The sequence below is a fragment of the Nonomuraea sp. NPDC047529 genome (assembly GCF_040642995.1).
Taxonomy (GTDB): Bacteria; Actinomycetota; Actinomycetes; order Streptosporangiales; family Streptosporangiaceae; genus Nonomuraea.
On record NZ_JBEYTJ010000021.1, the window covers coordinates 159,317 to 172,361 of the forward strand.

The 13,045-nt window shown below is 76.9% G+C and carries 5 protein-coding genes; all 5 read right to left on the bottom strand.

Annotation, left to right across the window (positions count from 1 at the left end):
• Window positions 1-75 precede the first annotated feature (75 nt).
• The 5 genes from ABZ815_RS29900 to ABZ815_RS29920 are packed head-to-tail and all read right to left on the bottom strand — an operon-like array spanning window position 76 to window position 12,759.
• On the bottom strand, window positions 76-2,097 hold the full coding sequence (locus ABZ815_RS29900; protein WP_357703698.1) for a hypothetical protein: 2,022 nt from the start codon (window positions 2,095-2,097) through the stop codon (window positions 76-78).
• The gene (locus tag ABZ815_RS29905) at window positions 2,094-5,825 is read right to left on the bottom strand and encodes a DUF5682 family protein (RefSeq protein ID WP_357703700.1); all 3,732 of its coding nucleotides are present in this window, start codon (window positions 5,823-5,825) and stop codon (window positions 2,094-2,096) included. Before ABZ815_RS29905 ends, ABZ815_RS29900 begins: the two co-directional genes overlap by 4 nt.
• Before the next feature lie 8 nt (window positions 5,826-5,833).
• Window positions 5,834-6,985, bottom strand: coding sequence for an AAA family ATPase (locus tag ABZ815_RS29910; protein ID WP_357703702.1), 1,152 nt, complete (start codon window positions 6,983-6,985; stop codon window positions 5,834-5,836).
• 33 nt (window positions 6,986-7,018) lie between these two features.
• Entirely contained in the window at window positions 7,019-11,896 is a 4,878-nt protein-coding gene (locus tag ABZ815_RS29915; protein ID WP_357703704.1) for a DNA-binding protein, read from the bottom strand.
• Window positions 11,893-12,759 (bottom strand): DUF4132 domain-containing protein, encoded by an 867-nt coding sequence (locus ABZ815_RS29920; protein WP_357703706.1) that lies wholly within the window; start codon window positions 12,757-12,759, stop codon window positions 11,893-11,895. Before ABZ815_RS29920 ends, ABZ815_RS29915 begins: the two co-directional genes overlap by 4 nt.
• Window positions 12,760-13,045: the final 286 nt, after the last annotated feature.

Consider the following 13,045-nt stretch of genomic DNA (forward strand, 5'->3'; position numbering starts at 1 on the left):
CGGCAAGCGGCGCCTTCCTTTCGGTCACCCCCGCCTGCGGGCCGCCCGTGGGTGGGGTGGCCCGCAGGCGGCCGGTCAGGGGGTGGCCTGCCAGGAGGTGCGGACGAGGGCGCGTTCGGTGGCGGCCAGGTGGGTGGCCGCGGCGAGCCAGGCCCGCGCGTACCCGTCCGGACCGGCCTCGGTCAGCCTGCCGAAGACGTCCCGTTCGCGGCGGTCGGCCTCGTCGGCGAGCGCGACGGCCAGGCCGGCGGCCGTACGGAAGCCGGCGTCGCGCAGGGACGCGGCCTGCCGGCGGGCGTCGCCGCCGCGCGCGGACTCGGCGACCGCCCTGCGCCCGCCGGAGACGGCCAGCTCGACCAGCCGGCGCACCCGCCAGAGCGGCGCGCCTTCCAGCGGGTCCGCCTCGCCGTACGCGTCCTGGCCGGGCGGCGGGCACGCGTCGGCGGCCGGGAGGTGGGAGCCCTGGAGGCGGTCGTAGCCGAGGTCGGCCCGCCCCTGCCACTCGGGCGGCAGCCTCAGCGTCGCCTCCTCGCCCGCGACCGGCCCCACGGCGAGCGGGACCAGCGTCGCCGCCCGGCCGGGCTCGACCCTGGCCACCACCCGTACCCGCAGGCCGGGCCGCGAGGCGAGCCGCCGCAGGTTCTCGACGTGCGCGAGATCGGGATGACGGCTCGCCGGGACCAGCCGGACCACCGGCCCTTCGCCCTCGGCCGGCGCCGGGCCGGCGGTCAGGAACTGGCGGGCGAGGACGTGGTCGCCCGCCGCGCCGACGATCACCAGGTCGCAGCCGACCGGCTCCCGTACCTGCTCGGCCGACTCCTCCTCGCTCCACGCCCCCGCCGACAACCGCTCCCCCGCCGCCTCGGCCAGCGGCCGGGTGAACAGCGCGCCGAGCGGCCCGTCCGTCCAGGCCAGGCCGGTGACCGGGGTGGCCTGCACGCCCTTGCCCGCGCCGAGGCGGCCGTCCGGGGAGACGGTGGCCCCCGCGATCAGCAGGCCGCCGCGGGCCAGTTGCGCGTGGCTCATCATGGCCGCCCCGATCGCGACGGTCGCGGTGGCCGCGCCGCGGGCACGGGCGGGGCCGCCGGGTTTGACGTCGGCGACCGAGAACCAGCGTCCGTCGTCGGTGACGAGGTGCGTGACCACCCCGCCGTAGCCGGTGCTGCTGATCACCGGCTCGCGGAAGACGCCGTACACCTTCAGGCCGCCGTTCGGACGGTAGCCGCGCCGTACGGTGCCGACCAGCGCCGGGTCGGGATCGGACGCGGCCAGCCGGCCCACGGTGAGCAGCAGCTCCCGCAGGGCGGACACCAGGTCGGCGAGGCGGTGGCCGTCGTACCGGGCACGGGCCGCGCGCAGCCCGCGGACCACCCGCAACGTCGCGGCCTCGGCCTTGGGCAGCCCGGCCAGGCGGGCGGTGTGGGCGGCTCGGAGCAGCTCGGCCTGCGGCACCGCGCCCGCTCCTGGCACACCGGCCGACAGGACGGCGGCCGCCGCCCGCCACAACCCCGCAGCCGCCGCCACCTGCGCCGCTCCCGGCACAACGGCTCCGGCCGTCCGCCCGTCACCCTGTCCGGAGCCTGGCCCGGAGCTTTGTCCGGAGCCCTGTCCGGCCCCCTGTCCGGCCCCCTGTCCGGCCTCCTGCCCGGTTTCCGGCGTTCGGCCGGGGTCCGCGGGAACGGGTCGTTCGTCGGTGGGGGGCGCGCCGGGGTGCCCGGGGCGGGACGGCGGGGAGCCCGGTGACGCGGGAACGTCGTCGGGGGTGGCCGACTCGCCGTCCGGGAGCGGAAGGTCGGCCGGGTCGGCCAGGGGGCAGGCGGTGAGGAGGGCGGCCCGGTGCAGGCAGCGGGGCGCGAGGAGGCAGGAGCAACGTGCCTGCCCCTCCTCCGCGATCACCCCGGACGGCCCCGGGGACAGCGTGACCACCGCGTCCTCCCCGCACGTGACCACCACGTCGGCGCCGTCGGCCACCCGGACGAGGGCGGCGTACTGGCCGACGGCCGCGTCCAGCTTCTTGCGCAACCTGCTGGTCAGGGCATCGACGGCGGCGGCCACCACGTGCGGCGCGACGGGCGGGAGCGTTGCAGAGCTGTTCACCGGACTTCTCCCCGGAGGCGGTCGCCCACCCAGCGGGCGAGGGCGAGCGGGCTGAGCGCGGCGACGGGCATGCCGGCCGCGACGAGCTGCTGGGCGATGGGCAGCGAGTAACGGGGCACGCCCTGGTCGTCCAGCGCCGCGCAACCCATCAGGTGCACGCCGGACCCGGCCAGCGAGCGCACCTCCGCGAGCAGGCCGCCCACGGGGTAACCCTCCTCGAAGTCGCTGACGACGACCACGAGCGTACGGCTCGGCACGGTGACCAGCGTCCGGGCGTGCGCGAGCCCGGCGGCGATGTGCGTACCGCCGCCGACCCGCACTTCGAGCAGCAGGGACAGCGGGTCGTCCACCCGGTCGGTCAGGTCGATCACCTGCGTGGAGAACGTCAGGAAGTGCGTCGAGAGCGTCGGCACGCCCGCGAGGACGGCGGCGGTCAGCGCCGACCACACGACCGAGGCCTCCATCGATCCCGACACGTCCACCACGAGGATCAGCCGCCAGTCGGCCTCCTTCCTGGCCCGCGTGCTGAACACCGGCCGTTCCGGCACCACCACGAGCCGCCCGTCGTCGAGGCGGCGGGTGTGGGCCAGGTTGGCGCGCAACGTGCGCGGCAGGTCGAGCCGTCCGCCGGGCCTGCTGGTCGGACGCGGGTTGGCCAGGCCGGTCAACGCGGGTCTCAGCCGGGTCGCCAGCTCGCGGGTGAGCTCGGCGACCAGGCGGCGGACGAGCGGTCTGAGCTTGGCGACCTGCTGCTCGGGCAGCCCGCCGGCCAGCGACAACACCGAGGTCAGCAGCTCGACGGACGGCCGCACGGCGGCGGGGTCCAGCTCGGCGAGCACGTCGTGGCGTCCGGCGTCGGCGGCCCTGGCCAGCACCTCCTCGCGTACGTCGCCGCCGAACAGGGACTCCAGCTCGTCGGCCCATTCGCGGGCCGTGGGGAACGGGGCTCTCTGGCCGCCGGCGTCGCCCTGCTCGAAGTCGTCGGCGCCCTCGCCGCGTCCGGCGCCGTAGAGCTCGTCCAGGGCGCGGGCGTACGGGCGGGCGCCGGCGGGCAGCCGTTCGTGCTCCCGTCCGAGCAGCAACCGCCACCGGTCGGACGGACCGATCAGCGACCTGCCTCCCGGACCGCGCACCACCCCCGACACCCCAGGCTCCTCCTCGCCGGCCGCTTCCCGACCCGTGAGCGCGCCGCCCTCGGCGGACGGCCCTTCAGCGGATGGCCGGAGCCGGTCCTCCTCGGCGGGCGACTTCTCGGCCGGTGGCTGGAGCTGGGCGTTTTCCGGGGTCGGGAGGCCGAGGGTGGTCAGGGCCGTGAGGCCGGCCAGGTCGGCGGCGGTCCAGACGGCCAGCAGGTCGGCCGGCGCGCCCAGTACGAGGTCCGGCCGGTCGCCGAGCCGTTCGGACACCGCGGCCAGCAGCCGCCCGCGTGCTGCCGGAGCCAGCGTGTCGAACCCTCCGCGCAGGGCGGGCAGCCGGTCGAGGAACTCCTTGTCCGCCAGCTCGTCCACCCGGTCCATCAGCGGGTCGAGCGCGGCGGGCGCCGCCTGGAGCAGCGGTCCGGCTGCCGTGAGCACGCCGGTCAGGAGCAGGCTCAGCCGGCGACGGCCGTCCGGGGTCGTGGCGGCGTCGATCCAGCCGGCGGCCCGCGCGCCCAGCAGGTCGGGACCGTCCAGGTCGAGCAGCACGCGGGCGGCCAGCGCGGCCCCCTGGACGAGCGGCGCCCCGGTACGCGCGAGCGCGCCCAGCGCGTCGTCCATCCGCAGGCCCAGCCGGTCCTCGCCGGCCCGCGTGGCGAGGGCGACCAGCGCCACCGCGTCCTCGGGCCGGTCGCTGCCGGCCAGGCCGGGCAGGGACCGGACCGCCGCCTCCAGCAGCGTGACCGCCAGCTCGCCCGCCTGCTCACGCCCCTCCGGCGTGGTGCCGGGAAGGTGCTCGCGACGCAGCGCCTCCAGCAGGTCGAGGGCGTCGAGCAGCTCGGAGAGGGTGGCCGTGGCGGGCAGCGTGCCGGCGGCGTCCTCCAGCCGCCGCTCGACCAGTTCCGGCAGGTCGCAGTGGGCGGCGGCGCGCAGCCCGTCCAGGATGACGCGGCAGGTGGGCCCGCCGTCCGCGGACTCGCGCCGGTAGGTCTCCCGCAGCGTCCCCGCCGCCGCCTGGGCCGCGGTCACGCCCCGGACACCGGCCAGGTCCAGCAGCGCCGGGACGGCGGGCGTCCAGGACAGGCGCCATTTGGTGCTGAGCGCGGTGCCGTCGCCGGTGCCCGCGACCTGGATCGGCTCGCCGTAACCGACGCCGCACACGTGCAGGCGGCGCAGCAGCACCTCCCGGCGCGCGTCCAGCTCCGAGCGGAGGGGGTCGAGGCGTACCTCGCGCGGGTCGGGGTCGTCCGGGCAGGGCAGCCTGAGCGCGGCGAGCTCCTCCTCGACCGCGGGGCCGAGGCCGGAGCGCGGCGTGCCGGGCGCGGTGCGGCCCCTGGCCGTCCCGACGAACACCGCGTCGAGCGCCTTGGCCAGCGCGCGTCCGCGTCCCAGGGGCTCGCCCTGGCCGAGGACGGTCGTCACCGCCTCCAGCAGTTCGCCGCGGCCGGGGGCGGGCAGGCCGCGCAGGCGGGCCAGGTCGCACGCCAGGCGCAGCGTCTCGACGGCCTCGCCGGTGCCGGCCGTGTGCCCGGCTGCTCGCAGCTCCCTGCACAGGTCGGTGATCGCGCGGGCGGCGCCGTCCCTGACCCGGTCCGGTACGCCGTCCGCCTCGAACACCGCCTGCTGCCAGCGCGGGTCCCGGATCCCGGCCGGGTAGCCGGACCGGGAGTCGAGCAGGTCGAAGGCGTACGGGACGAGCGAGGTGACGGCCTCCGACGTGACGTCCTTCGACGTGCCGGGGACGGGGGCCGCCGCCTGCCCGGCCGCCTCGCCGGTGAGCTGTGCGGTGGTCGGCGGTGTGGGGGTGGGGGCGGTGGGGTCGTCGGTGGTGAGCAGGGCGGGGGCGTGGAAGGCGCCGATCACCGCGGTGACCCGGCGTCCGCCGGATGCGGCGGCGGCCACGACGCGCCGCATGTGCGCCTCCCGCGCCAGGTCCCTGGCCTGGACGCCGTCGCCCGCCGCCGCGTCGCGCCGCAGCGCCCAGCCGACGCCGAGCGCGGCCCGGCGCACGGCCTCCGGCTCGCAGCCCGGTGCCAGGACCTCCACGGCCCGGTCCCACATGTCGTCCCCCACCCGCCCGGTGCCCGCCGCGGCCAGCGCGTCGGCGAACCTGGGGGCGTACGTGGGGCCGCCGCCCAGGCCGGCGGCCCCGGCCTCGTCGGGGACGCCCCCCTCGGGAACGACGGCCTCGGGGACGGTCGTCTGCCAGCCCGAGTGCGACAGTGGGAGGTCGCAGCACAGCACCTCCACGCCGCGCTTGGCCGCCCACCGGATCGCCACCAGCTCCGGGGAGAAGTCCGCGAACGGGTAGAACCCGAGGCCGCCCGCGCCGTTCCCGGCCAGGGCGACCGGGGCGACGGTGGCGGGGTCGGCCAGGTGCGGCAGCCACTGCTGGAAGTCGGCAGGCAGCTCGACGCACACCGTCTCCGGATCGGCCGCCTCCAGCAGCTCGGGCAGCACCACGGCCAGGGCCGGACTGTGGTGACGCACCCCCACCAGGTACGGCCGGGTGGCAGCAGCCAGCCCGGCCACCGCCACCCGCGGATCAGCCGACCCGGCCGTCGCCGTCCCAGGACCGGCAGGGGGGTTCATGGGAGGGGTCAACGGAGGGTCTCCCGCAGGTCCCAGAGGCGGCGCCACATGGCGGAGCCGTCCTCGGCGCGCCGCCGCACCGGCCCGTCCCAGTAGCCGAGCAGCCGTCCGTGGTCGGCGGGGTCGTCCTTGCGCACGACGCCCAGCAGGTGGCCCGGCACCAGGTCGAGGACGTCGCCGCCCGGCAGGTAGGCGGCCGCCACGCCGAGCGAGGCCGCCACCTGCACCGCCTCGGCGGTGGACATCACGGTGCCGGGCCGCTCCACGTCCCAGCCCTCGCCGGACCGCCCGGTCCGCAGGTCGCGGAAGACCGTGACCAGGGCCTCCAGCACCGCGTCGTCCACGGCGAACCCGGCCCCGGCACGCTGGACGACCGCCGTGGCCTGCCGCCGCACCAGGGACGTCTCGGCCGCGGCGTCGGAGATGGGATCGACGGTCTCGAAGTTGAAGCGCCGCTTGAGCGCGGCCGACATCTCCGACACGCCACGGTCGCGGAGGTTGGCCGTGGCGATCACCGTGAACCCGGGGACGGCGGCCACCTGCGCGTCGCCGGTCCCGGCCAGCTCGGGGACGCTGACCCGCCGGTCGGACAGGATCGACACCAGGGCGTCCTGCACCTCGGGCAGGCAGCGGGTGATCTCCTCGACCCTGGCCACCCGCCCGGACCGCATGGCCGTCAGCACCGGTGAGTCCACCAGCGCGCCCCGGCTCGGCCCCTGGGCCAGCAGCAGCGCGTAGTTCCAGCCGTAGCGGAAGGCGTCCTCGGTGGTGCCGGCGGTGCCCTGGACGGTGAGCGCGCTGGTGCCGCAGACCGCGGCGGCCAGCAGCTCCGACAACATCGACTTGGCCGTGCCGGGCTCGCCGACCAGCAGCAGGCCGCGTTCGCCGGCGAGCGTCACGACGCAGCGCTCGACCAGCGCGCGTTCGCCGACGAACTTGGGCGCCACCTTCAACTTGGACGGCAGGCCGTCGCGGGCGGGCAGGGAGAGGGTCTCCTCGCCGCTGCCGCAGATGAAGGTGACGACGGCGCGCGGCGTCAGCAGCCAGCCGGGCGGGCGCGGGCCGTCGTCGTGGGCGGCGAGGAAGGCCAGCTCGGTGGCGTACCGCTGCTCGGCGGAGACCACCTGCGTGGCGGAGGTCGCCTCGTCGGTGAGGGTCATCGAATTCAGGTCCTTAAGGGAGTAGGAGGGAGGTCAGCGGCGGCGGCCGCGTTTGACGTCGAGCTGCTCGAAGCGGGGTACGTCGCCGTCCTGGACGCGCCGCCACGCCCTGGCGTACAGGTCGGCCACGGGCTCGCCGGGCACGAGGGGGCCGTCGAGGCCCGCGTTCGGGCTGAACATGGGCAGCTTCCACTGCTCCAGCGGGAGCCGCGGCGTCCGCTGCTCCGACCAGCCGCCGGACAGGAACAGCGAGCGCCCGGCGCGGGCGCGCACGGCCTGGACGACCAGGTCGGCGCCGGCCAGCTCGGCCCGCGCGGCCTTGAGCCGGGCCGGCTTCCAGCCGGTCCACCGGGCGGCGTTGCGGTCGGTGGGGTCGGGCATGGCCAGCAGCATGAGGTAGACCGCGGCGGCGTCCTCGCCGAGGCCGTGCGCCTTGGCGACGTCCACGACGAGGTCGGGCACCGAGCGGGTGGGGTCCTGCGGCCACCAGGTGCCGTCGGCGTCCCGGTCGCCCTGGCGCGGGTCGCCGGGGTCGGCCAGCAGCGCCGCGAAGCCGGGGTCAAGGGCGGTGCGCAGCGCGGACACGGCGGGGAAGGAGCCGTTGAGCCCGATCAGGGCCCGCAGGTAGGGGTCCTCGCCGGCCGCGTCGAGCAGGCCGGGGCGGAGCGCGGGCGAGGGCTGGCTGTCGTAGGTCGCCATGACGACGGCCCCGTACCGCTCGTAGCCTTCGCCGACCTCGGTGGGCGTCCCGGCGACCTTCCTGAAGCCGGGCAGGCCGACGTACCGGTCGAGGTCGATCAGCAGCCGGGGGTTGGCGAGCCGGTCGCGGACCGCCGACAGCACGGCGGGCAGCCCGGCGCGCAGCGGGTGCCCGGCGGGCAGCCGGTGGGCCAGCCAGGCGGCCGTGGCGACGGCCATGACCAGCGACCGCCCGCTGAACCCGGTGCCCTGGCCGACGGGGTGGACGCGGTCGCCGCGCACCTCCCACTCCAGGTCCACGCCCAGTTCGGGAGCGGTGGCGGGGTCGAGCACCGCGCGCAGGCATTGCGCCGCGTCGTCCCCGGCGGCGCGCAGCGCGCCCGCGGCCTCGCCGAGCAGCCATTCGGGCAGGGCGAGCCGCTGCCCGACGTGGTCGTTCCACACCCGCGCGGCGGCGGCGACGTCGGGACCGTCGGTCCACAGGCGGGCCGGGTCGGCGGGCAGCAGCGCCCCGGTGACGGCCCGCCGCACGTCCGGGCCGAGGGCGCGCAGCTCGTCCTTGGCGACGGCGGCGTCGGTCACCTTCACGCCGATCACGGCGCGGGCCTCCTTGTCGAGGAAGGTCCGCTCGTACGTGTCCACCTGCGGGAACCCGGCGACGATCAGCCGCGCGGCGGTCTGGGAGACCCCGGTGAGCCGGGCGAACTCCGCGGCGGCGGCCTCCTGCCAGGGGGCCGGGCCGCGCGCGGCCAGCTCGGTGAGGAACGACTCCAGCCAGCCCGCCTCCCGGTCCCCGCCGACGGGCGAGCGGTCGCGGACGGTGTAGGGCGCGGGCACCTCGAACGCCCCGGCGGGATCGTGGTGCAGAGCGGTCCATTCGAGCCCGTCGACGGCCGTCTCCCGCAGGTCGAGGAAGACGATGAACGCGCCGCCGCCCAGCGGCAGCACGCCCGACAGCGAGCCCCCCGCCGCAGAGCCGCCCGCCGGGGAGCCGCCCGCGACGACCATGTGCTCGCGCCTGAGCGTCACCGTCATGCGGCGCCAGCGGGACGAGCCCGCCGCGATGGGCAGGCCGCCGTCGCGCAGCTCGCCCAGCAGCACGCCCAGCGCGTCCCGGTGCTCGGCCGGCGTGGTCGGCGCCGCGAGCCGGTACGCCACGGCGGCGCAGTGGTCGAGCAGGCGCTCCCACCGCAGGTTCGAGGCGGGCAGTCCGGGCAGGCCGAGGTGGTTGGGCACCTGCGGGCGGTCCTGTCCGCCGGTCACGGCCCGGCCCACCGCCCGGATCTGCTGGAACGCGGCGTCGCGGCTGTAGTAGTGATGGCCGTGCCCCTCGCCGACGCCGTTGATCGCCTCCGCCAGCAGCGTGTCCGAGGGCCCGGACGGCCCCTGCTCCTCGGCCGGGCCGCCCGCCAGCGCGCGGTTGAGGTTGGCCACGACGGTGCGCACCGCGTCCTGCTGGGCGGCGGCGAAGCCGACGATCCCGGCCACGCCCTTCCGCAGCGCCTCGTGGGTGACCTCCGGCAGCAGCGCGCGGACCGCCGCGAGCAGGTCGGCGCCCTGGGGCTCGGCCGCTTCGAGCAGGGCCGCGGCCGTCTCGCGGTCCAGGCGGCGCAGCGCCGCCGAGCCGTCGAGGTCGCGCGGGCGCAGGCAGTACCAGTAGCGCTCAGGGGGCAGGATGGGCATGCCCGCGCCGAACGCGCCCGGCTTGGCGTCGGTCCGGTACTCGGCCAGCACGACGCCGTCGGCGTCCACGAGGCTGATCCGGTAGCTGGTGCGCACGACGGCGCAGGGCCGCTCCGCGCCGGGGAACGTCAGCACGCGCACCGGGACGCCGGCGTCCGGCGGCAACGTCACCGTGGTCCCGGACAGGTCCTCGGCGCGGTGGGAGCCGTCGGGCAGTTCGATCACGCGCAGGCCGTACAAGCCGTCGACGGGGGCGCCGACCGGGGTGGGCTCGGCGGAGGGGGCGGGCAGCAGCCAGCCCTCGCCGGGCTTGTCGTCCGACGTGCCGGTGAGGAAGGCGGGCAGCGACCTCCTGCCGATGCCGCCGCCGGCGGGGTCGAACTCGTACCAGCCGCTGTCACGTTCCGCCCGGACCCACGTCCAGAAGGACGTGCCGTCGGTGATGAGGTGCCGCTCGTCGGGGACGGCCGTGTCGCCGGCGTGCAGCGTGCCGTACCCGGTGGTACGGCCGCCGCCGGGCACGGCGAGGCTGACCGGGTCCTCGCCCAGGTAGTAGTCCAGGCGGGTGCCCCGGCTCCGGTCCGTCCCGTCCAGGTCGCGGACGCGGTCGGCGGAGGTGTGCCAGTAGCCGCGCAGCCCGTTGGTCCGGTCGCGGGAGTCCCAGTAGACGAGCAGGTCGCCGTCCACGTAGTGGAAGCCGGGATCGCTCCAGGTGTCGTCCCTGGGGACGCGCAGGTCGTGGGTGAGCACGACGCCGTCGGCCGAGAGCACCCGGGCCTGCGCGGTGCCCGCGACGACCAGGTGAGGCCAGGCGTCGCAGACGACGAGGTCGTCGACGTCCTTCTCCGGCACGAGCTGGGTGGCGGCCTCCTCGAAGGCGGGCCAGCCCAGCTCGTCGATGATCCCGGACCGCAGGGCGCGGGCCAGCACCCCGGCCACGTCGGCGTCGGTCGCCGCCCGGCGCACCTCGTCCTCGGCCAGGGCCAGGGCCTCGCCGGGCAGCCAGGACAGGCGGCGCAGGGCGTCGGGCAGGGTGGGCAGGCCGGCGGCGGCCGAGCGGCGGGCGACCAGGCGTACCCATTCGGCCAGCATCGGCCCTCCGCCCAGGGAGCCGGCCAGGGCCCGGACGGCGGCCCTGCCCTCGTCGTCGGCGTCCAGGTGGTCTGCGCCGCGCCGGAAGGCGACGTGGAAGCGGCCGTCGGCGGCCAGGGCGTGCAGGTCGCGCCGGTCCTCGTGCCCGGCCCAGACGTCCAGGCGCAGCCGGGCGCCGTCGCCGGGGTCGGCCACGGGCACGCCGCGGGAAAGCAGCAGGTCGATCAGGTCGGCGTCGTCGTCGACCGCGAGCGTGCCGCCGGTCGCGGTCAGCTCGTCGCGCAGCCGGTCGGCCATGCGCTCGATCAGGGCGTGCAGCGCGGGCAGGTGCGGCGGGACGCCCCAGGTCCGTTGCCGGGCGGCCAGGAACCTGCGCAGCCAGCCGGCGGCGCCGTCGGCCGAGCGTTCCTCCTCCGGCACGTCGGTGTGCAGGCCGGCGGTCGCGTCCGCGCTCTCCAGGATGTCGAGCCAGATGCCCGGCAGCTCCCGGTCGCGGCCCTCGGGGATGACGTTCAGCAGCGTGCCCCTCAGCTCGGGCCGCTGCCGGGCCAGCGCCGCGACGGCCGGGGCGTGGGACTTCCACCAGCCGGTCGGGGCCTGCATGACGGCCGGCAGCGTCAGCACCTCGGCCAGGTAGTCCTGCTCGGCCGTCTCGGCGTCCACGCCGGCGGCCCTGGCGAGCCTGCGGATGTCGGCGGCCATCTGCGCCGAGGGGGCCAGGCCGCCCGCGGTCCTGCGTACGCACAACCGCGCGAACCTGCTCAGCGCCTCCGCGGCGGGCAGGCGGGCGGTCAGCTCCTTGGCGTACCCGGACAGCACCTTGACCGGCAGCGCACCGGCCAGCGCGAACTCCAGGAACACCGCGTCGAGCCGGTCGTCGTCCACGGCGAGGCCGTGCTGGGCCTCGGCCCGGCGGGCGGCGGAGAAGAGCTGCCCGGCGTACTGGGTGTTGTCGGCCGCGGCGAACACGCGGGCGGCCTGCTCGTAGAAGGTCGGCAGGAAGTGCGGGACGGACGCGGCGAGCTGCCCGGCCAGCTTCTGGTAGGCGTCGAGCGCCATCTTGGGCTTGGTCCTGGTCTGCCGGGCGACGCGCTCCAGCTCCGGCACGACGGCCAGGGCGTGGTGCCCGTCCTGCGGGTGGTGGACCAGCACCCATTCGGGGAAGCCGAGCGAGCGGCGCAGGCCCAGGCCGACCACCGCGGGCTCGCCTTCGGGCACCAGGCCGAGGAAGCCGCCCACCGCGTCCTCGGCGGTGCTCAGCTCCTCGGTGACCAGGCGGACGATCACCCGGTCGTCCAGCCCGGGGTGCCGGTAGGCGCGGGCGACCAGCGGCACGGCCCGCTCCCCCGCCCCCTCGGTGCCGGGCGGCAGCACCGCGCCGGCGTCGAGCAGCTCGCCCGCCTCGGAGACGGTCCTGTCGGACGTGTTGCCGGTCATGCGTTCTTCCCCTCTTCTACCTGCCGCCCGGCGTACAGCGCGGCGGCCATTCGCATGCCTTCGGACCAGGCGACCGGGCCGACCTCGCGCAGCGTGAGCGTCTTGCCGTCCTGGTCGCGCCAGGTGAGATCGCCCGTGGACGTCTCGCTGTCCCAGTAGGGCTCGCCGATCCAGACGGCGGCCTCGGTGAGCCGGCCGCCGTCGCGCACCTGGCAGGTGGCGAAGCCGCCGGAGACGCGGTAGCCGAGCTGGGTGGCGCGGGCCGCCACGCCGAACCTGGAGGCGTACGTGCCGCCCGCGAACTCCTTCACCTGGCGCACCCCTTCGCCCTGTTCGGCGGGCTTGCGCCAGATGGCCCGGTGGATCTGCTCGACCTTCTGCGTGATGCCCAGCTCCGCGGCGAACTCGCGCAGGTCGTCGAGGTCGGGCAGGAGCACCGGGTGCGGCAGCGTCACCGTGCGCGCGGAGAGCCGGACGGTCTCGCCGTCGAGGTTGACGGCGCGCAGCTCGCCGGAGGAGGTCGCGTCCCGCAGGAAGCCCACCTCGTCGGGGTCGTCGCCGACGACCGCCACGTCACGCAGCGCCGCCTGCCACGCCTCGTCGGGCCAGACCCGGGCGATCAGCTCGGTCGGCACGGGCAGCGAGGACACCATCCAGGCGTCCACGTGCGCCACGCAGGACGCGGCGTGCCGGTCGAGCCATTCGGCGAAGCGGCGCAGCCGGTCCGCCTCGGGGTGCTCGCGCACCGCCTTCGGCAGCGTCTTCAGCTGCCGCCCGGCCGAGCGGCCGGACGTGGCCCTGGCCGTGACCCGGCCATCTATCAGGGCGATCTCGTACGCGTCGCCCGCCGCCAGCCAGCCCAATTGCCGCCGCCTCTCGTCATGAAGCCATGGGAATGTGTCGAGGCGCGGATCTCCCGCCGCCACGTTGCGCGGAACGTTATCGGCGATCACTGACAAATGCCTACCGGCTGCTCAAAGGCCCGGTTACGGCACCGGGTCCCGCCGGGGAGGGAACGGCGTGTTTTCCCTCCCCGGCGCCTAAAGACCAGGGCAGGATCGCCGCGCGCGGGCTACGGGCGCGGGCGGCGAGGGTAGGCCATTCCGGGCCGGGCGCGCCGACCGGGGAACGGGCGCGCGGCTCGCTCGA

Coding starts and splice junctions, on each gene's coding strand:
- ABZ815_RS29905 (WP_357703700.1), bottom strand. CDS start 5,825: ATGAACCCCCCTGCCGGTCCTGGGACGGCGACGGCCGGGTCGGCTGAT.
- ABZ815_RS29910 (WP_357703702.1), bottom strand. CDS start 6,985: ATGACCCTCACCGACGAGGCGACCTCCGCCACGCAGGTGGTCTCCGCC.
- ABZ815_RS29915 (WP_357703704.1), bottom strand. CDS start 11,896: ATGACCGGCAACACGTCCGACAGGACCGTCTCCGAGGCGGGCGAGCTG.